This window comes from Nannocystis sp. RBIL2 (genome assembly GCF_026626745.1).
In the GTDB taxonomy this organism is placed as follows: Bacteria; Myxococcota_A; Polyangia; order Nannocystales; family Nannocystaceae; genus Nannocystis.
The window spans coordinates 141,926-161,272 of record NZ_JAPNJW010000001.1 but is presented as its reverse complement, the minus strand read 5'-3'; the positions used below and the strand labels follow the sequence as shown (position 1 = coordinate 161,272).

Here is a 19,347-nt window from a genome sequence, read left to right as displayed (position 1 = left end):
GTTCGCGAGGGCCCATGGCTAGCGACGGTGAGGCGGCGTCGAGTGACTGCTGCTGGCCTCGTGGTCTCGCGGTGGTGGCCAGGGGGCTTCTGCGCGTGGGGTGACGAGGTCGAACCTCCTGGGCGGAGTCGTCTCGTCGCGGCGGTCGAGGAGGGGCGTGACCGGGACGCCGGGGCGCCGGGCTGAACGGTGCGGATCGTCTCGATCAGCGCGGCCTGCGTCCCCGCGCGTCGGCGCCGGCGCGGCGGGCCAAGGCCCCCTCGCGAGGCACCCTGCGGACGGCTACTCGACAGCGGGGGCGCGATGTGGAATGTCCACGGCGCCATGTCCGCTTCGTCTCCCGCCCCGTTCGACGCGCAGGCGTTCGATGCTCACGTGATGTCGACCTACGCCCGCTTCCCGATCGCCCTCGAGCGCGGCGAGGGCTGCAGGGTGTGGGACACGACGGGCCGGGCCTACCTCGACTTCGCGGCAGGGATCGCGACCTGCACTTTGGGACATGCCCACAAGAACCTGGTCGAGGCTGTGACGCGCCAGATCGGCAAGCTGCACCACGTGTCGAACCTGTTCTACATCCCCGAGCAGGGCATGTTGGCGGCGCTGCTGGCGGCGCTCGGGGGCGGGGAGCGGGCGTTCTTCTGCAATTCGGGGGCGGAGGCCAACGAGGCGGCGATCAAGCTGGCGCGCAAGTACGGGCACACGCGCCTCGGCATCGAGCGGCCGGTGGTGATCGCGGCGCAGGCGAGCTTCCACGGGCGCACTCTGGCGACGGTGACGGCCACCGGGCAGGCGAAGTACCAGCAGAACTTCGACCCGCTGGTGCCGGGCTTCGTGCACGTGCCGTACAACGACGCGACGGCGCTGAACGAGGCGATCGTCGAGCTCGACCGCGAGCGCAAGCAGGTGGCGGCGGTGCTGCTCGAGCCGCTCCAGGGCGAGGGCGGGATCCGGCCCGGCGACCCGGCGGTGTTCCGCAAGATCCGCGAGCTGTGCGACGCCCGCGGGATCTTGCTGATGTTCGACGAGGTCCAGGTCGGCGTCGGCCGCAGCGGCAAGTGGTGGGGCCACCAGCACCTCGAGGTGGAGGCCGACGTGATCACCCTGGCGAAGGGCCTGGCCGGCGGGCTGCCGATCGGGGCGATGCTGTGCAAGCGCAGCTGCGACGTGTTCCAGCCCGGCGATCACGCGAGCACGTTCGGCGGCAACCCGCTGGCCTGCGCGGCGGCGCTGACGGTGCTGATGACGCTGGAGAAGGACAAGCTGGTCGACAACGCCCGCCTGCGCGGCGAGCAGCTGCGCGCGGGGCTGCAGGCGCTGGCGAAGTCGTCGCCGGGCAAGATCGCCGAGGTGCGCGGCTGGGGTCTGTTGCTCGGCGCGGAGCTGGGCCCGGCGGAGTCGCGCACGTCCGCCGAGATCGCCCGCGCGGCGCTCGAAGCCGGGCTCCTGGTGGTGCCCGCGGGGCCGCGCGTGGTCCGCTTCGTGCCGCCGCTGATCGTGTCCACGGCCGAGATCGACGAGGCGCTGGCGGTGTTCGCGAAGGTGCTGGCGGGCTGACGGCGCAGCTGTCTTTTCGGGCAGGTGGCGCTCGATCGCGGGACCTGTCTTTGGGAGCAGTCGAGCCGGGCCGCTCGTTCGCGGGCCCGCGGCTCGTACGAGGTACGACATGTCCTCTCAGGCATGTCCGAAGGAGCATCCTCGCGCATCAAAAGCGCGCGGCTCGGCGGTTCGGCGCCGTGGTATGGTCGAGGCTGCATGACTGCGAGCTTCGACTCGATCCGCGAACAGGTGGCCGCCGGGGACGCGTCCGGCGGCTGGGTGGCCCTCACGCAGGTGTTCGGCTACCCGAACGGGGGGTCGCTCGACGGCCAGTCGTTCGCGGAGGCGATGGCGCTGGCGCTGGTGATCACGCGCGAGCTGGCCGGGCCGGACGGGGTGGTCGACCTGGCGCGCGCGGCGGCGGCTCCGGACGATCCGCGGGCGCTCTACGACGCCGGCTGGTGGCTCGCGGAGCAGCGGCAGTTTGCGATCGCGGCGAGCGTGCTGGAGCGCGCCAACCAGATCGCGCCGGGGCAGCCGGGGATCGTCGGCGAGCTGGCGAACGCGCTCGAGCATCTGCTGCACTACGGGCCGGCAGCGCTTGTGATCGAGGCCTCGGGGCGGGCGGAGGACGATCCGCTGCTGGCGTATCTGTCGGGCTTCTACTGGTTGATGTGCGGCGACCTCGAGCGGCCGCGGGCGCGGCTGGGGCAGCTCACCGGGGTGACCGAGGCGAACCTGGTGTTCATGCGCGAGGCGCTGGCGGGGATGCTGGCGCGGGCGGACGCGCTGGCGGCCGCGGGCGTCGTCCTCGGCGACGACGCGCTGACGGCCTGGCACGCGGTGCTCAACGGGTCGTTGCTGTTGCACGAGTCGCCGCACGGCCACCCGGAGCCGATGCACGGGCGCTACGCGTTCCTCAACGACTCCGCGGCGCTGCAGCGGCTCGGGCTCGAGCGGCTGCAGCGCTTGCTGGCGGCGGTGGGGCAGCGGCCGGAGCGGATCTTGACCGCCCCCGATCGCGCCAGCCGGATCCTCGCGCACGCGGCGGGGCAGGTGCTGGATCTGCCGGTCGAAGCGTGGGCGGACGATCCGGGACAGCGCGGGCTCGTGGTGGCGTGGAGCCTCGACGCGGTCGAGGATCCGGCGTTCCTCGGCGGGATGCGGCGCCACGCGCCGGGCCGGCCGCTGTTCGTCCACGTGACCGACTGGATCGAGCCGTTCGCGTACGCGCCCGACGTGGGGACGGTGCTGGCCCAGGTCGTGCGCCACCCGTTCACCGGCGGGGCGCTGACGTACGATCCGGCGACGCGCAAGGTCGCTGAGGCAGAGGCTGACGGCCGCAGCGAGGCCGAGCTGGGAGGGCTCGTCGCCGCGACGCTGGTGGCGGACGACAGCGCGACGCCGCTCGAGCTGCTCGTGGGGATCGACCGCGCGCTGGCGGGGCTGGCGGCGGACCTGCGCCCCGGGCTGCACCGCGAGGCCGGGTCGCGGCTGATCCACCGAGCCGGCAGCCCGGTGCCGAGCAACCGCTTCACGTGAGCTCGGCGCGCGTCAGTAAATGGGTCATCGGACATGTCTTGATAGACATGTCCTTGCGGACATGGGGACGGTATGTCCCGGAGGACCTGTCCTTTCGGTCATGCCGCCCCGCGCTGACACGGCTCAGCGGAGGGCGTCGAGGCGGGCGCGCAGGCGGTCGAGGCCGAGGTTGCCGGGGCCGCCGAGGCTGACGCGGGCCGCGAGGCTGGCCGCCGGAGACCGGTCCTTCAGGTCATGCATCTCGGCGGCGGCCTGGCGGTAGGCGTCGCGGAACGGCACGCCGGCGCGGGCGAGCTCGACCGCGCGGTCGGTGGCGTACAGCTCGGGGTCGATGGCGGCGGCCATGCGGGGGGCGTCGAGCTCGAGCGTGTGGACGAGCGCGGGGACGAGGGCGAGGCCGGCGAGGCCGCGGGTGAACGCGCGCAGGACGGGGGCCTTCGTGGCCTGGAGGTCGCGGTGGTAGCCGCTCGGCAGCGACAGCAGGGAGGACAGCTCGGACATCGCGCCCTCGGTGACCGACGGGACTGCGCGCAGCAGCTCGACGACGTCGGGGTTGCGCTTGTTGGGCATGATCGACGAGCCGGTGGTGTAGGCGTCGGGCAGGCGCACGAACGCGAACTCGGCGGTCGAGTACAGCGACAGGTCCCAGGCGAGGCGGCGGACGTCGAGCAGGGCCTGGTGCAGCGCCTGGACTGCCAGCAGCTCGAGCTTGCCGCGGCTGTTCTGGGCGTAGATCGGCGAGACCTGCACGCGCGAGAAGCCGAGCTCCAGGGCCACGCCGTCGCGGTCGAGCGGGAGGTTGACGCCGTAGCCGGCCGCGGTGCCGAGCGGGCTCGAGTCGAGGGTGCTCGCGGTGGCGCGGGCGGTCTCGGCGTCGTCGAGGAAGGCCTCGGCGTGGCCGGCGAGCAGGGCGGCGAGCGACGAGGGGACAGCCCGCTGCAGGTGCGTGTAGCCGGGCAGAGCGACGTCCTGGGTCGTCTCGGCGCGCTGCAGGCAGGCGTCGGCGCAGTCGAGGCAGCGGGACCGCAGGTTGGCGAGGGCGTCCTTGAGCCACAGGCGCATGGCGACGAGGATCTGGTCGTTGCGGCTGCGGCCGGTGTGGACCTTGCGGCCGACGTCGCCGAGCCGCTCGCTCAGGTACCACTCGATCGCGGAGTGACAGTCCTCGAAGCGTTCGTCGAGCACGAAGCTGCCGGCCCGCACGGCCTCGGCGAGCGCGCCCAGGCCCTCCACCAGCGCCTCGGCCTCGGCGGCGGCGAGGACGTCGATGCGCTGGAGGCCGTGGACGTGGGCGATCGAGGCGCGGATGTCGTGGAGGATGAGCTGGCGATCGAGGACGACGTCGTCGCCGGCGCAGAACTCCTGGGCGGCGGCGTCGAGCGCGGCCTGGCCCTTGTCCCATAGCGGTCGGGTGCTCATGCGGTTCTCCTGGCGGCTGGTGAGCGGTCGCTGGTTCCTGGCCTTCGGGGCAGGCGCGACGGGGGAGCGGTGGTTGCTGGCCTTGGGGTCAGGAGCCCTGGGGCGGCGGGGATCCTGGCCTTCGGGACATGCGATGCGGGACGCGCGGGCAGGTCAGGGGGTCGGGTCCTGCGGCAGGCCCTGGCGCTCGGGCAGGCCGAGGGCGAGGTTCAGGTTCTGCAATGCCTGCGAGGCGGCGCCCTTGAGCAGGTTGTCGAGGGTGACGACGACGACTGCGTGGCGGTCGTCGACCTGGAAGCCGCCGATGGTGACGTCGTGGCGGCCGGCGGCGGCGCGGACCTCGGGGATGTCGTCCGTGACGCGCACGAGCGGCTCGTCGGCGTAGACGTCGCGGTAGCGGCGGACCAGGGCGTCGCGCTCCATCGGGCGCGCGAGCGGGAGGGTGATCGTGAGGGTGATGCCGCGGAAGAACGGGGCGACGTGCGGGACGAAGCGGACCGCGTGGCCGAGGTGGTGGCTGGCCTCGCGCTCGTGCAGGTGGCCGGTGAGGGCGTACGGCATGAGGTTGTCGCGCAGGCGCTCGGGGTCGTTGCGCGGCGAGGGGGTGGTGCCGGCGCCGCTGTAGCCGGACACGCCGAAGGCCTGCGGCGGGCCGGCGAGCAGCTCCAGCAGCGGGGCGATGCCGAGCTGGATGCCAGTGGCGTAGCAGCCGGGGTTGGCGATCTTGCGGGCGCCGCGGATCCAGGCCCGGTGGCGCTCGGGCAGGCCGTAGGCCCACGCCGGGTCGAAGCGGAAGTCGGCCGAGAGGTCGACGAGGACGGGGGCGCGCGGGTCGGCGGCCAAAGCGTCGGCGTAGGCGGCGGCGAGGCCGTTGGGCAGGGCGAGCACGACGGCGTCGACCGGCCAGGAGGCGACTGTCTCGGGGGACATGTCCTCGAGGACAAGGTCGGCGGGCGCGTGCGCGAGGTGAGCCGAGAGCGGCTCGCCGACGCCCTGGCGCGAGGCGGCGCGGGCCAGGCGGAGGCCGTCGTGGCCGGCGAGCAGGCGCGCGAGCTCACCGCCGACGTGGCCGCGGGCGCCGACGAGGCCGAGGGTGAAGCTCATGGCGCGCCTCCGTGGGTGAGGGCCGCGAAGGGGCGGGCGGCGAGCGGCCGGCGGGACGCCCCGAGCGGGCCGGAGGCGAGCGGCGGGCGGCGGGTCGCGGTCCAGGAGGCGTCGACGAGCTGGAGCACGCCATGTCCCATGGGGCATGGCGCCAAGAGCATGGTGCTCGGGACCTGCTCGATCGAGCATGTTCCCGGGGCCAGGATGAGAGGTTGCGCGATCACGCGGCGTCTCCGATCGTGTGCGCGGCCTCGAGGGTCGGCGGGGCGGCGAGGGCCCGCCCGACGCACTCCTGGATGGTCGGGAAGTCGGTGACGCCGGTCCAGAACACGGTCCAGGCGCCGCCGGTGTAGCTGCCGTCGGCGCGCTGGAAGTACCAGGGGTTGATCGGGTTGTCGACGCGGGCGCGCCAGAACAGCTTGGGCGTCTCCCGGGTCATGCGCAGCCACAAGGAGCCGCCGATGCCCTCGCCCTGGGCCTCGCCGGTGACCGCGAACTTGTCGAGGTACGGGATCGGGCCCTCGTCGGTGAGGATCGCGGCGGCGCGGTAGCTGTCGGCGAGGTAGATCCGGCGGAACGGCTTGCGGGTGAAGTAGTCGGCCACCGGCGGGCGGCCGAACGCGGCGGCCAGGAGGCCGGCGAGGCGCGGCAGGTCGACGCTCTGCAGCGACTCGTGGAGGATGATGCGCTCGCCGCGGCGCACGAGGGTGCCCGAGCCCTTGTGGGTGAAGAGCTCCATGGCCAGGAGGTCAGGCGAGGTGATCGAGACCGAGGAGGCGCGCGGGAGCTTGCCGAGGAGGTCGTGGATCAGCTCGAGCTTGTGGCGGGTGCTGGCGGTCATCCACGGCTCGGCGAGCAGCGGCTCGTAGTCCTCGGCCAGGTTGACGGCCGAGATCAGGTCGCCGTACTCGTCGCGCAGGCCGCCCTTGGCGCGCAGGAGGACGATCTTGTACGGCTGCAGGCGCACCGCGAGGGCGTGCGCGGCGAGGTCGGGGCCGAGGTCGAGGATCTGGCCGCCGGCGGTCTCGCCGATGCTGGCGAGCACCGGCATCGAGCCGGCCTTGAGGCTCGAGTCGATGGCGTCGGTGTCGACGCGGACGATCCGGGCCCGCTGCTCCTTGCCGCGATCGTCGTCGTCGAGCTCGGCCGCGAACACGCCGCCGACCACCGGCCGGCCGCGTGCGCCCATCTCCTCGAGCATGTCGACGAGCCGCAGGTTCTCGGCGCGGAACACCCGGCGCACCTGCTCGAGCGCCCGCGGCGAGGTGCGCTGGGCCCAGTCGGTCGGGTCGATGCCGGCGGCCCCGAAGGCGGCCTGCAGCTGCGGCCCGACGCCGTGGACGACGACCGGGTGGAGGCCGACCTGGTGGAGGAAGTTGAGCGAGGAGGCGAGGCTCTCGAGGTCGTCGGCGAGCAGGCCGCCGCCGACCTTGATGACGGCGAAGCGCTTGTGCTCGACGCTCGAGAACTGCTTGAGGTACTGCTCGACCTCCTTGCGGCCGCCGAGGTTGCGCAGGAGCTTGACGATCAGCTCGCGGGGGTTGGGCATGGTCGTTGGATCTTCAGGACAGGATCGCGCGGTAGCGGGTCGCCGCCTCGACGAGGTCGGCCAGCGGGACGTACTCGCCCGCGGTGTGCGCCTGTTCGATCGAACCTGGCCCGTAGACCAGGACGTCGCAGCCGGCGGCGGAGAACAGGGCGGCCTCGGTCCAGAAGTCGACCGGGTCGCCGGGCGGGAGGCCGAGGCGCTGGGCCAGGGCGGCCGCGGCCGCGCGGGCGTCGGCGAGGCGCGTCGGGCCGCCGGCGGGCAGCGGCGGGGCGAGGAAGCCGGGCGTGAAGCGCACGCGCTCGGGGTCGGGCGCGAGCGCGAACAGCTCGGCCAGGGCGGCCGCGGGCGGCAGCTCGGGCGGCGGCCGCACGCCGAAGCGCACGGTGGCGGCGCTGGCGATCATGTTGGCCTTGAGGCCGCCCTCGACCGCGCCGAGGTTGAGGCGCAGGCCGCGGAGCGGGCCGGCGGACCCGGCGGCCTCGCTCTCGCTCGCGCGGGCGAGGGCGAGGCTGGCCCAACGGACAGCCTCGTGGACGGCGCTGTCGCGCAGGGCCCGGGCCGCGGAGGCGTGGCCGCCGGTGCCGGAGAAGGCCGCGGTGGCGGTGCCGATCCCGCGGTGCTCCAGGACGGCGCGGCAGCGGGTCGGCTCGCCGACGACGACGCTGCGGAAGGTCGGGTGCCGCGGCGCGGATGTCCGCGGGGACAGGTCGGATGTCCGCGTGGACAGGTCGGAGAAGGCGGCGCCGGATGTCTCGGAGGACAGGTCAGATGTCCGTGGGGACAGGTCGGAGCGGGCCAGGAACTCGCGGATGCAGCGGCTGCTGCCGGCCTCCTCGTCGGACGAGAACAGCACCGCGGCGGGGCCGGTGGTGGTCTCGAGCACGCTGAGCAGGCAGGCGGCGGCGCCCTTGATGTCGCAGGCGCCGAGGCCGCTCGCGCGGCCGTCCGCGACGCGCAGGACGTGCGGGTCGGCGGTCCAGCCGGGGTCGGCCGGGACGGTGTCGACGTGGACGTTGAACAGCACCTGCGGGGCGCCGCGGACGGCGAGCAGGTAGACGCAGCCGTCGCCGAGGTCGACTGTGTCGCAGGTCAGACCTGACCCTTGGAGCATGTCCCGGAGGTAGGCGAACAGGCCGGCGTCGCCGGCGATCGCCCGCGGCGGGTTGCGGGTGTCGAACGCGACCAGGCGCCCCAGGTGCTCGAGGGTGCGCCGGAGGGTGACCTCGGTCATCGCTGCCCGGGGCGCCGGCGCGGGTTGACGCGCGCGGACAGGGTCGAGCTCATGCCGAGCAGCTTGATGAAGCCCTCGGCCTCGCGGGCGTCCCAGTCGGCCGACTGGGCGTAGACGGCGCCCTTGTTGCGCAGGATGTGCTCGGAGCGGACGGCCACCGGGGTGACGAGGCCGCCGGCGGTCTCGAGGGTGACGGTGCCGTTGACGAAGGTCTGCGACGAGCGCAGGAACGCCTCGAGGTCGTCCTTGAGCGGCTCGAAGAAGAAGCCGCGGTAGACCAGCTCGACCCACTTCTTGGCGACCAGCGGCTTGAAGCCGTTCTGGTTGGCGGTGAGGATCGCCTCCTCGAGCGCGCGGTGGGCCGTCATCAGGCCGGTGATGCCGGGGCACTCGAACACGATCCGGCCCTTGAGGCCGATCGTGGTGTCGCCGGTGTAGATGTTGCGGCCGACGCCGTAGGCGCCGAGGCGCTCGTTGAGGCGGCGCAGGATCTCGGGGCCCGGCATGGCCTCGCCGTCGAGCTTGATCGCGACGCCGCGCTCGAACTCGATGTCGATGCGCGCGGGCTGCTTCGGCCAGCTCTCCGGGCGCGCGCACATCTGCCAGGTCTCGGGGCCGGGGGCCTGGAACTCGTCGATCTCCGAGCCCGAGGCGGTGACGCCGAGCAGGTTGACGTTGATGCTGTACTTGGCGGTCTTCGGCCGCACGTGGTGGCCGAGCTTCTGCAGGTACTCGGCCTCGTAGGCGCGCACCGCGTGGTGCTCGTGCTGGATGTCGCGGATCGGCGCGACGATGTCGTAGTCGCCGAGCGAGCGCACCGTCTGGTCGAAGCGGACCTGGTCGTTGCCCATGCCGGTGCAGCCGTGGGCGAACACGCGGGTGCCGCGGGCGTCGCACAGCGCCAGGGCGCGCTCGACGATGATGTAGCGGTCGCTGACGAGCAGCGGGTAGACGTCCTGGTAGAGCTGGCCGCCGATGACCAGCGGGACGACGACGTCGTCCCAGATCGGCTGGGCGCCGCTCTCGGTCACGTGCTCGACGGCCCCGAGGTCGCGCGCGCGCTGCTCGATGTAGGCCCGCTCGGCGTCGTCGACCCCGCCGGTGTCGACGAACAGGGTGACGACGTCGTAGCCGCGCTCCCGCAGGTAAGGCACGCAGAAGCTGGTGTCGAGGCCGCCGGAGAAGGCGAGCACGACCTTCTTGTTCGAAGCTGTACTTTGGGACATGGCTTTGGGGGCTATTGGAGAGCGGGCGAGCGGAGTCGCGGAATTCACAGGGCGCCGCGCAGCAGGGCGTCCATCACGGCCTTCTGGACGTGCAGGCGGTTCTCGGCCTCGTCGATGTGGATCGCGCGCGGCGAGTCGAGGATCTCGTCGGTGACCTTGACGTTGCGGCGGACCGGGAGGCAGTGGCTAAACAGGCCGTTCGGGGTCAGGTCCATCTTGGCGGCGTCGACCATGAAGCGACGGCTGGCCTCGCGGATCGGCTTCTCCTCGTCCCAGCGGCCGAAGTAGGGCAGCGCGCCCCAGCTCTTGGCGTAGACGATGTCGGCGCCGCGGTAGCCCTGCTCGATGTCGTGGGTGACCGTGAGGGTGCTGCCGGCGGCCCTGGTGTACTCGGCGGCGGCGTCCATGTAGCGCTTGTCGAGCACGTACTCGGGCGTGGGGCAGAGGAGGGTGACGTCCATGCCGAGCTTGGCGGCGATGATCAGCGCCGAGTTGGCGACCGCGGTGTTGAGCGGCTTGGGGTGGTACGTCCACGTCAGGCACATCTTCTTGCCCGCGAGGTCGCCGAGCTTCTCCTTCAGCGTGAGCGCGAGCGCCAGCTCCTGACACGGGTGCGTGATCGTCTCCATGTTGATCACGGGCACGGTGGCGTGGCGCGCGAACGACTGGATGACGCGGTCCTCGCGGTCGACCTCCCAGCGCTGGAACTTGGGGAAGGCGCGCACCGCGATGGCGTCGACGTAGCGCGAGAGCACCCGCGCGACCTCGCGGACGTGCTCCTCGGGCTCGCCGTCCATGATCACGCCGTCGTCGAACTCGATCGGCCAGGCGCCCTTGCCAGGCTCGAGCACGATGGCCTTGCCGCCGAGCTGGTGCATCCCGAGCTCGAAGCTGGTGCGGGTGCGCAGCGAGGGGTTGAAGAAGACCAGGGCGATCGACTTGCCGGCCAAGGTCTGCGCGTGCGGCCCGGCCTTGAAGGCGCGCGCTGCGGCGAGGAGGGCTTCGATCTCGGCGCGGCTGTAGTCGAGGGTCGAGAGGAAGTGGCGCACGCGCGCTCCTCTAGCACAGGGGGGCGGTGGGCCAAATAGGCGCGGGGGCCGACGCGCGGCGCGAGAGGGCGAGCGATTGTGAACTTCCTCTCGCGTTGGTGGAACCCCGGCGGCGTCGCGCTCGCCGGGCCGGCGGGGCGCTCGCTGCTCCCGAGGGCGGCACGGAGGAGGGTGATGGTGGTTCGGGGCAGGGTTGTTGGGACATGTCTGAAAGGACATGCTGGAGGTCGCGGCGGCGGATCGTGCGGGCTCGAGGTCTCGATGGGCGCGCGGAACAATGGTTCCTGCGTGCCGGGCCCGAGCGGCGAAGGGCATTTTCGCGCGCTCTGATGTCTGCCTTCGGGAGATCTGGACGACCGACCCGCGGTCGGTCATGCTACCGACCGACGGTCGGTCGGAATTCATGGCGCGCATTATCAAAACTGCGGAGGTTCGGCGGGGGGAACTGCTCGATTGCGCGCAGGCGCTGTTCTTCGAGCGCGGTTACGAGCGCACGACGATGAACGACATCATCGCGCGGGCGGGGGTGTCGAAGGGCGGATTTTATCACCACTTCGAATCGAAGGAGGCGCTGCTCGAGGCATTGTCGGCCCGCACTGCGCAGGCGACGGTGGCCCGATTCGACGACGTGCTGGCGGCGCCGGGCTTGGGGGCGCTCGCGCGGCTCAACGCGTTCTTCGCCCGGGCCCGCGAGATCAAGGTGGCGGAGGCGCCGGCGCTGCGGGCGACCTACGATTCGCTGTTCCGGCCGGAGAACACGCTGCTGTACCTGCGGATCCACGCGGCGGTCAATCCGGTGATCGCGCCGGTGCTGGCGCGGATCCTCGAGCAGGGGCGACAAGAAGGGGTCTTCGATGTGCCGGATCCGCAGGCGGCGGCGGAGATCGTGCTGCAGCTCGGTACTACCATTCAGGCGGCGATGGGTCGGGCGCTGGCTGCGGCGGGCACCGAGGACGCGGCGGCGGCGATCCAGGCGCTCGAGGCCCGGCTGCGGTTCCACGGGCTGGCGGTCGAACGGATCCTGGGAGTGCCGGCGGGGAGCATTTGCTTCCTCGAGACGGACACTGTGACGGCGGTGATCTCGGAGGAGAGAGCGAAATGAGCGCGGAGAAAGTGACACTGACTGCGGAGAAGGAGACGCTGCTCATCACGCTGCTGGCGAAGGCAGGCGAGAGCCGGCTGCCGGATTCGCTGCTGCACGACGAATGGGCGGCCAGGGCGGTGGAGCGCATCGACTACGATTTTTCAAAATTGAAGGTCGACCGCAACCTGATGATCGGGGTGTCGATGCGCGCGCACATCTTCGACGGGTGGACGCGCGAGTTCTTGCGAGGGCACCCGCAGGCGACGGTGATTCACATGGGGTGCGGGCTCGACAGCCGGGTGTTCCGCGTCGACCCGGGGCCGGAGGTGCGCTGGTTCGATGTCGATTATCCGGAGGTGATCGCGCTGCGGGAGCGGCTGTTTCCCCCGAGGAAAGGGTATACGATGATTCCGACGTCGGTGACGGCGCCGGGGTGGATCGAGGCGCTGCCGGCGGACCGGCCGACGCTGATCCTGGCGGAGGGATTGATGATGTACGTGGGGGTGGAAGAGGCGCCGCGGCTCATCGGGCGGGTGCTCGGGCGCTTTAATGAAGTGGGCGGGGAGCTGGCGTTCGACGGGTTCAGCAAGCGCGGGGCGCGGATGATCCTGCGCCACCAGGCGGTCAAGGCGACGGGGGCGTCGATGCACTGGACGATCGAAGACCCGCATTCGCTCGAGCGTGAATTTTCGCAGTTGCGCTTGGTGACGGATTATCATGCGTACGATCCGCGGGGGTACGATCCGCGGCAAGTGGCACGATTGTCGTGGGCGGCGCGGGTGGCGGTGAAGCTGTTCGCGCTGATCCCGGCGCTGGGGCGGATCAGCCGGCTGTTGCGGTATCGGTTCTGAGGCGAGAGGGGCACGGAGGGGCCGAGAGCTGGCTCACCTGGCACGGGGTCGCCGGGGGCGCGCAGGTGCGCCATGCCCGGGACATGCTGAAGATCGGTTCCGTCGTTTGGGGGGTCACCGACGTGGCGCGGGCGGTCGAGTTCTGGACGGCGGCGCTGCGCCTGGAGCTGCGCTACCCGGCGGCGGAGGGCTGGGCCGCGTTGGCGCCGATCGACGGGGTCGGGCCGCGGATGTCGCTGAAGCGGGTGCAGTCGGGGCACGCTCGGCGGCATCACCTCGACCTTTATGCGGACGATCAGGCGGCGGAGGTCGAGCGCCTGCTGGCGCTCGGGGCTCGGCGCGTGGAGGGCTGGGATTATGAAGCGGGCGCGGATTACGTGGTGCTGTGCGACCCGGACGGGAATCGCTTCTGCGTGGTGCAGCGCTGACGGGTGTGCGTGCACGGTTCTCGGCCGCCGCAGCCGAGAGGGCTCCCCGGCCGCTTCAGCGGCGGTCCTTGGCCAAGGCCTTGAGGTTGGCGCGCCGGGCCTCGTGGGCGCAATCGGGGCACCAGGTGTGTTGATAGCGGACGGCGCTCGGGCGGGCCCACCAGCGGTGGCCCTTGTCGCACTCCCACTGCAAGTGGGTGTTGCGGTCGACGTATTTTTTCGAGATGCACTTGCCGCGGTTGGCGGCGGCCATGCGCCGCATCTCGGCGATGCCGAGGCGGGTGTCGGCGCATTGCGGGCACCAGCGATCGTTGAGGATGTTGCCGCTGGTGCTGAGCCACTCGTGGCCCGCGGCGCAGCGCCAGCGCAGCTTCTTGCGCGATTGCAGGTTGCGCTCGGTGAGCAGGGCGCCGCCGCGGCGGGCGGCGATCTCGCGGACGGCGGCGATCCAGCCGTCCTCGCGGCGACACTCCTTGCACCACCGGCCGAGGCGAATGTTGCGAGCGCGCGAGCTGAAGCAGTGGCCGCGGGCGCACTCCCAGCGCAGGGGGCCGTCGAAGTCGACGGTTTTGGGGGAGACGCAGCGACCGCCCCAGCCGGCGACGAGGGCGTCCATGTCGGCGAGCGTGCGCCGGCAACGGCCGCACCAGTGGCCCTCGCGGATCTTCCTGGCCTCGGCGTCCCATTCGTGGCCGCGCTCGCAGCGGAAGCGCATCTTCTGGCCGAGCGGGGGATATTCGCCGGAGAGGCAGCGGCCGCCCCTGTCGCGGGCGATCGCCCGGATCTTCTCCAGCTTGTCGGGGGTGCGATAGCGGCAGGTGGGGCACCAGTGGCCGCCGAGGATGATGGCGGAGGTGGTGTTCCAGCGGTGACCTCGCTTGCATTCGTAGTCGGCGCGGCCCTGGTAGCCGGGATAGGCCGCGGCGAGGCATTTGCCGCCGTGCTGGCGGGCGACGGCGCGGAGGGCGGCGAGGCGGGCGGCGGGGTCGTTGCGAGGCGGGCGCGGCTGGACACTCGGGGCGGGTGAGGCTCGCCGGGTCGAGGTGGAGGCAGTCTTTCGCTCGCGGGCGGGCGCGGCGGCCGCGACAGGTCGATTCGGGGTAGGGGCCCGGCGCGACTTGCCGGCGGCGGCGGTCCGGGCGGCGCCGGCCTTGCGCGTGGACCGGGTGCGGGTGGGCACGATGACCGACGCTAGCACCCGCCGGCGGATGCGCGCAAGCGCGCGCGGCGGCGCTCCTCCTTCGATTCGCGCCGCAGCGGGGTCTCGCTGGGCTCGCGGAGGTTCTTCTGGATCTGCGTGGTCGGTGTCCCCCGGCGGCGTGCGGGGCGACCCGCAGGGTGACGGGTCGCGACGGCACGACCCTCGGGGGCGGAGCGAGGTGCTGCCCCTTGGGACAGGTGGCGCGGCGGCGGAGCGGCCGCCCCGGCGAGACGTCGCGGAGTTCGCGGGCGCTTCCCCTCCGGGCGGGAACGCGCTAGCTAGCGTCCCCGACGCGGAGGCCCATGGCTGCAGCTTTGTCGAGGATCGACCCACCGAGCATCCCAGGCCTCTTGGCGCTGGCCGACGGGACCCTGTTCCGCGGCCGTGCGCTCGCGGCCGAGGGGCGGACGTGCGGCGAGGTGGTGTTCAACACGGCGATGACCGGATACCAGGAGGTCGTCACCGACCCGAGCTATCACCAGCAGATCGTGACGCTGACCGCGGCGCACGTCGGGGTGGTCGGGGTCAACCAGGACGACGAGGAAGGCCGCGGGCCGCAGGTGGCCGGGCTGGTGGTCCGCGACGCGCCGCGGATGTTCGCGTCGTGGCGCGGACGCGAGGACCTGGGGGCTTACCTGCGTCGCGCGGGCGTGGTGGCGGTGGCGGACATCGACACGCGGCGGCTGACGCACCTGCTGCGCGAGCGCGGGGCGATGGCCGGCTGCATCGCGGCCGGCGAGGCGGCCCGCGACGAGGCGGCCTGCGTGGCGGCGGCGCGGGCGTTCCCGGGGCTGCAGGGGGCGGCGCTGGCCGAGGCGGTCAGCGTGCCCGAGCCGGCCGGCTGGGCGGCGGGGTCGGTCCGCTGGCTGGACGGACATGTCTCTGAGAGCAGGTCGGAGAAGACAGGTCTTGAGGGGCAGGTTCACAAGGACATGTCCCCGGGGGCAGCGGGGCACGTGGTCGCGTTCGACTACGGGGTCAAGCGCAACATCCTGCGGCTGCTGGTCGACCGCGGGCTGCGGGTGACGGTGGTGCCGGCGGCGACGACGGCGGCCCAGGCGCTGGCGCTGCGGCCCGACGGGATCTTCCTGTCGAACGGGCCCGGCGACCCGGAGCCGCTGCAGGCCCAGCAGGCGGCGATCCGCGAGCTGGTGGCGTCGGGGCTGCCGGTGTTCGGGATCTGCCTCGGGCACCAGCTGCTGTGCCTGGCGCTCGGGGCCCGCACGTTCAAGATGAAGTTCGGCCACCACGGGGCCAACCACCCGGTCCGCGAGCTGGCGACGGGGCAGGTGCTGATCACGAGCCAGAACCACGGGTTCGCGGCCGACCCGGCGACGCTGCCGGCCGAGCTGCGGGCCACGCACGTGTCGCTGTTCGACGGGTCGCTGCAAGGCGTGGAGCTGGCCGGCCGGCCGGTGTTCTCGTTCCAGGGCCACCCGGAGGCGTCGCCGGGGCCGCGCGAGCTGGCTGGTCTTTTCGACAGGTTCGCCCGCGAGGTGGTCGCGGGCCGGGCCGCGAGGGGGGTGTGAGATGCCCAAAAGGACAGATCTGAAGTCGATCCTGATCCTCGGCGCGGGGCCGATCGTGATCGGTCAGGCGTGCGAGTTCGACTACTCGGGGGTGCAGGCCTGCAAGGCGCTGCGCGCCGAGGGCTACCGGGTGGTGCTGGTCAACTCGAACCCGGCGACGATCATGACCGACCCGGAGACGGCCGACGCGGTCTACATCGAGCCGGTCGAGTGGGAGACGGTGACGCGGATCCTCGAGCGCGAGCGGCCCGACGCGCTGCTGCCGACGATGGGCGGCCAGACGGCGCTGAACTGCGCGCTCGACCTGTTCCGCCACGGGGTGCTGCAGCGGCTCGGGATCGAGCTGATCGGCGCGAAGGTCGAGGCGATCGAGAAGGCCGAGGACCGCGAGCTGTTCAGCAAGGCGATGCGCTCGATCGGGCTCGAGATGCCGGAGGCGGTGTTCTGCCGCTCGGTGCCCGAGGCGCTGGCGGCGGCCGAGACGGTCGGCTTCCCGGCGGTCGTGCGCCCGTCGTTCACGCTCGGCGGGACCGGCGGCGGGATCGCGGCCGACGCGGCCGAGCTGGCGGCGATCGCCACCCGCGGGATCGAGGCCAGCCCGATCGGCCAGATCCTGGTCGAGCAATCGGTGCTCGGCTGGAAAGAGTTCGAGATGGAGGTGGTCCGCGACCGCGCGGACAACTGCGTGATCGTGTGCGCGATCGAGAACGTGGACCCGATGGGCGTCCACACCGGCGACTCGATCACGGTGGCGCCGGCGCTGACGCTGACCGACAAGGAGTACCAGCGCATGCGCGAGGCGTCGTTCGCGGTGATCCGCGAGATCGGCGTCGAGACCGGCGGCTCGAACGTGCAGTTTGCGATCGATCCGCGGACCGGGCGGATGGTGGTGATCGAGATGAACCCGCGGGTGTCTCGCAGCTCGGCGCTGGCCAGCAAGGCGACCGGGTTCCCGATCGCCAAGGTCGCGGCGAGGCTGGCCGTGGGCTACACGCTCGACGAGCTCGGCAACGAGATCACGCGGGTGACGCCGGCGTCGTTCGAGCCGGCGATCGACTACGTGGTGGTGAAGTGCCCGCGCTTCGCGTTCGAGAAGTTCAAGGGCGCCCAGACCCGCCTCGGCACGCAGATGAAGTCGGTCGGCGAGGTGATGGCGATCGGCCGCACGTTCCAGGAGGCGCTGCAGAAGGCGCTGCGCGGGCTCGAGATCGGGGCCGCGGGGCTCGAGCGGCGCGGGCCGGAGCTGGACGAGCAAGGCTTGACTGCGGCGCTGGCCGAGCCGGGGCCGGAGCGGCTGTTCGCGGTGGCGGAGGCGCTGCGGCGTGGCTGGCCCAAGGGACAGGTGGAGAGCCTGACCGGGATCGACGCGTGGTTTATCGATCAGCTGGCGGAGCTGGTCGAGGTCGAGCAGGCGATCGCGGGCCGCTCGCTGGCGGAGCTCGACGCGGGGAGGATGCGCGCGCTCAAGCGGATGGGCTTCGCCGACCGGCGGCTCGCGCAGCTGCTGCAGGTGAAGGAGACGGCGGTGCGCGAGCATCGGCACGCGCTCGCGGTCCGGCCGGTGTTCCTGCGCGTCGACACGTGCGCGGCCGAGTTCGCGTCGGAGACGCCGTACCTGTACTCGAGCTACGAGGAGCAGTGCGAGGCGCGACCGACGAGGCGCGAGAAGGTGATGATCCTCGGCGCAGGGCCGAACCGGATCGGTCAAGGCATCGAGTTCGACTACTGCTGCGTCCACGCGGCGCTGGCGCTGCGCGAGGCGGGGGTCGAGACGATCATGGTCAACTGCAACCCGGAGACGGTGTCGACCGACTACGACACTGCCGACCGGCTGTACTTCGAGCCGCTGACGCTCGAGGACGTGCTCGAGGTGATCGCGGTCGAACAGCCGCGCGGGGTGATCGTGCAGCTCGGCGGGCAGACGCCGCTGAAGCTGGCGCGGGGGCTCGAGGCGGCCGGGGTGCCGATCCTCGGCACGTCGCCCGACGCGATCGACGTGGCGGAGGATCGCGCCCGCTTCCAGGCGCTGCTGCACGAGCTCGGGCTGAAGCAGCCCGACAACGCGACCGCGACGACGATGCCGGAGGCGCTGGCCAAGGCGGAGGGCCTGGGGTTCCCGCTGGTGGTGCGGCCGTCGTACGTGCTCGGCGGGCGGGCGATGGCGATCGCGCGCTCGCAGACGGAGCTGGAGGGCTACCTGGCGGAGGCGTTCGCGGCGGCGGAGGAGCAGCCGGTGCTGCTCGACCGCTATCTCAGGGACGCGATCGAGGTCGACGTCGACGCGCTGTCCGATCGGTCCGACGTGGTGATCGGCGGGGTGATGGAGCACATCGAGCAAGCCGGGGTGCACTCGGGCGACTCGGCGTGCTCGCTGCCGCCGTACTCGCTGCCGCCGGCGATCCAGGCGGAGATCCGGCGCCAGACGGTGGCGCTGGCGCGTGCGCTCGGGGTGGTCGGCCTGATGAACGTGCAGTTCGCGGTGGCCGGCGGCGAGGTGTACGTGCTCGAGGTGAACCCACGCGCGGCCCGGACCGTGCCGTTCGTGGCGAAGGCGACGGGCCGGCCGCTGGCGAAGCTGGCGGCGCGAGTGATGGCCGGGGCGACGCTGCGCGAGCTCGGAGTGACGGAGGAGAAGCTGCCGACGATGGCGAGCGTGAAGGAGGCGGTGCTGCCGTTCCGCCGCTTCCCGGGCGCGGACCCGATCCTCGGGCCAGAGATGAAGTCGACGGGCGAGGTGATGGGCAGCGGCGAGAGCTTCGCCGAGGCCTATGCGAAGGCGCAGCTCGGGGCGGGGGTGCGGCTGCCGCTGCAGGGGCGCGTGGCGCTCGAGGTGGCGGACGAGGACGCGCCGGGGCTGGTGGCAGTGGCGGATCACCTGCGGCTGCTCGGGTTCGAGGTGCTGGCCGGAGCGGCGACTGCCGAGGCGCTGGCAGGCCTCGGCTACCCGATCGGCCGCGTGGACGGGGAGCTCGAGGGAGTGACGCTCGCCCTGGCCTCGGGGACAGGTGCGGCGGGGCTGCGGGCAGCGGCGACGGGGCGCAAGATCCCCTGCTACACGACGATCGCGGGGCTGGCCGCAGGGGCGCGGGCGATCCAGCGGCTGCGCGAAGGACCGCTGCCGCCGCGGGCGCTGGCCGAAGTGGCGGGGTGAGGCTGGGGCTCCCTGTCCGAAGGGACAGGGGCGCCGGTGAGAGCGCTGGCCGGAGGGACAGGCGCTCTGGCGGGCTCCCTGTCCGAAGGGACAGGGGGCGCCTGTGAGAGCGCTGTCCGGAGGGACAGGCGCTCTGGCGGGTTCTATGTCCGAAGGGACAGGTGGCGCCGGTGAGATCGCTGGCCGGAGGGACAGGCGACCTGGCGGGCTACCTGTCCGAAGGGACAGGGGGCCGCCCCGGGTTCGTGAGATCGCTGTCCGAAGGGACAGGCGCTCTGGGGGGCTCCATGTCCGAAGGGACAGGGGAGCCTGTGAGATCGCTGTCCGGAGGGACAGGCGCTCTGGCGGGTTCTATGTCCGAAGGGACAGGATAGTCCACGGGCTCGCTGTCCGAAGGGACAGGCATGCGGGCGAAGCGACGGATGCGGTCTGTCGCCCCCCCGGTTC

Annotated in this window: 14 protein-coding genes; 7 read left to right on the top strand and 7 right to left on the bottom strand. The window is 72.4% G+C overall.

Annotation, left to right across the window (positions count from 1 at the left end; genetic code table 11):
* Positions 1–324: 324 nt before the first annotated feature.
* A complete protein-coding gene (locus OV090_RS00620) occupies positions 325–1,554 on the top strand; it encodes an aspartate aminotransferase family protein (RefSeq protein ID WP_267701479.1) in 1,230 nt (409 codons plus the stop codon).
* 198 nt (positions 1,555–1,752) lie between these two features.
* Positions 1,753–3,078: a hypothetical protein gene (locus OV090_RS00615; RefSeq protein ID WP_267701478.1), complete on the top strand. Its 1,326-nt coding sequence runs from the start codon at positions 1,753–1,755 to the stop codon at positions 3,076–3,078.
* A 123-nt stretch (positions 3,079–3,201) separates the two neighbouring features.
* Here the strand turns inward: OV090_RS00615 and argH are convergent, their stop codons facing one another.
* From argH to OV090_RS00585, 6 genes are all read right to left on the bottom strand, one after another.
* Entirely contained in the window at positions 3,202–4,497 is a 1,296-nt protein-coding gene (argH, locus tag OV090_RS00610; protein WP_267701477.1) for an argininosuccinate lyase, read from the bottom strand.
* 153 nt (positions 4,498–4,650) lie between these two features.
* Complete coding sequence (gene argC / locus OV090_RS00605; protein ID WP_267701476.1) at positions 4,651–5,601, bottom strand: N-acetyl-gamma-glutamyl-phosphate reductase; 951 nt, start codon at positions 5,599–5,601, stop codon at positions 4,651–4,653.
* Between the two features lie 220 nt (positions 5,602–5,821).
* Entirely contained in the window at positions 5,822–7,150 is a 1,329-nt protein-coding gene (locus OV090_RS00600; RefSeq protein ID WP_267701475.1) for an acetylglutamate kinase, read from the bottom strand.
* Positions 7,151–7,163: 13 nt separating this feature from the next.
* Positions 7,164–8,381, bottom strand: coding sequence for a M20/M25/M40 family metallo-hydrolase (locus OV090_RS00595; protein ID WP_267701474.1), 1,218 nt, complete (start codon positions 8,379–8,381; stop codon positions 7,164–7,166).
* Positions 8,378–9,607, bottom strand: coding sequence for an argininosuccinate synthase (locus OV090_RS00590; RefSeq protein ID WP_267701473.1), 1,230 nt, complete (start codon positions 9,605–9,607; stop codon positions 8,378–8,380). The genes OV090_RS00595 and OV090_RS00590 overlap by 4 nt, the downstream gene beginning before the upstream one ends.
* A 44-nt stretch (positions 9,608–9,651) precedes the next feature.
* A complete protein-coding gene (locus OV090_RS00585) occupies positions 9,652–10,656 on the bottom strand; it encodes an N-acetylornithine carbamoyltransferase (protein WP_267701472.1) in 1,005 nt (334 codons plus the stop codon).
* A gap of 373 nt (positions 10,657–11,029) precedes the next feature.
* Here OV090_RS00585 and OV090_RS00580 point away from each other — a divergent pair, with 373 nt between their 5' ends.
* From OV090_RS00580 to OV090_RS00570, 3 genes are all read left to right on the top strand, one after another.
* Positions 11,030–11,758, top strand: coding sequence for a TetR/AcrR family transcriptional regulator (locus tag OV090_RS00580; RefSeq protein ID WP_267701471.1), 729 nt, complete (start codon positions 11,030–11,032; stop codon positions 11,756–11,758).
* The gene (locus OV090_RS00575; protein WP_267701470.1) at positions 11,755–12,591 is read left to right on the top strand and encodes a class I SAM-dependent methyltransferase; all 837 of its coding nucleotides are present in this window, start codon (positions 11,755–11,757) and stop codon (positions 12,589–12,591) included. Before OV090_RS00580 ends, OV090_RS00575 begins: the two co-directional genes overlap by 4 nt.
* A gap of 83 nt (positions 12,592–12,674) precedes the next feature.
* The gene (locus tag OV090_RS00570; protein ID WP_267701469.1) at positions 12,675–13,019 is read left to right on the top strand and encodes a VOC family protein; all 345 of its coding nucleotides are present in this window, start codon (positions 12,675–12,677) and stop codon (positions 13,017–13,019) included.
* Positions 13,020–13,074: 55 nt separating this feature from the next.
* Here OV090_RS00570 and OV090_RS00565 read toward each other — a convergent pair whose 3' ends face one another.
* On the bottom strand, positions 13,075–14,199 hold the full coding sequence (locus OV090_RS00565; RefSeq protein ID WP_267701468.1) for a hypothetical protein: 1,125 nt from the start codon (positions 14,197–14,199) through the stop codon (positions 13,075–13,077).
* A 323-nt stretch (positions 14,200–14,522) separates the two neighbouring features.
* Here OV090_RS00565 and carA point away from each other — a divergent pair, with 323 nt between their 5' ends.
* Together carA and carB are read left to right on the top strand one after the other, a co-directional pair.
* Entirely contained in the window at positions 14,523–15,749 is a 1,227-nt protein-coding gene (gene carA / locus OV090_RS00560; RefSeq protein WP_267701467.1) for a glutamine-hydrolyzing carbamoyl-phosphate synthase small subunit, read from the top strand.
* A gap of 1 nt (position 15,750) precedes the next feature.
* Positions 15,751–18,900, top strand: coding sequence for a carbamoyl-phosphate synthase large subunit (gene carB / locus OV090_RS00555; protein WP_267701466.1), 3,150 nt, complete (start codon positions 15,751–15,753; stop codon positions 18,898–18,900).
* The last annotated feature ends 447 nt before the right edge of the window (positions 18,901–19,347 follow it).

Bases quoted from the DNA above. Each gene is read 5' to 3' on its own strand.
- OV090_RS00620 (WP_267701479.1), top strand. From the start codon at position 325: ATGTCCGCTTCGTCTCCCGCCCCGTTCGACGCGCAGGCGTTCGATGCT.
- OV090_RS00615 (WP_267701478.1), top strand. From the start codon at position 1,753: ATGACTGCGAGCTTCGACTCGATCCGCGAACAGGTGGCCGCCGGGGAC.
- argH (WP_267701477.1), bottom strand. From the start codon at position 4,497: ATGAGCACCCGACCGCTATGGGACAAGGGCCAGGCCGCGCTCGACGCC.
- argC (WP_267701476.1), bottom strand. From the start codon at position 5,601: ATGAGCTTCACCCTCGGCCTCGTCGGCGCCCGCGGCCACGTCGGCGGT.
- OV090_RS00600 (WP_267701475.1), bottom strand. From the start codon at position 7,150: ATGCCCAACCCCCGCGAGCTGATCGTCAAGCTCCTGCGCAACCTCGGC.
- OV090_RS00595 (WP_267701474.1), bottom strand. From the start codon at position 8,381: ATGACCGAGGTCACCCTCCGGCGCACCCTCGAGCACCTGGGGCGCCTG.
- OV090_RS00590 (WP_267701473.1), bottom strand. From the start codon at position 9,607: ATGTCCCAAAGTACAGCTTCGAACAAGAAGGTCGTGCTCGCCTTCTCC.
- OV090_RS00580 (WP_267701471.1), top strand. From the start codon at position 11,030: ATGCTACCGACCGACGGTCGGTCGGAATTCATGGCGCGCATTATCAAA.
- OV090_RS00575 (WP_267701470.1), top strand. From the start codon at position 11,755: ATGAGCGCGGAGAAAGTGACACTGACTGCGGAGAAGGAGACGCTGCTC.
- OV090_RS00570 (WP_267701469.1), top strand. From the start codon at position 12,675: ATGCTGAAGATCGGTTCCGTCGTTTGGGGGGTCACCGACGTGGCGCGG.
- carA (WP_267701467.1), top strand. From the start codon at position 14,523: ATGGCTGCAGCTTTGTCGAGGATCGACCCACCGAGCATCCCAGGCCTC.
- carB (WP_267701466.1), top strand. From the start codon at position 15,751: ATGCCCAAAAGGACAGATCTGAAGTCGATCCTGATCCTCGGCGCGGGG.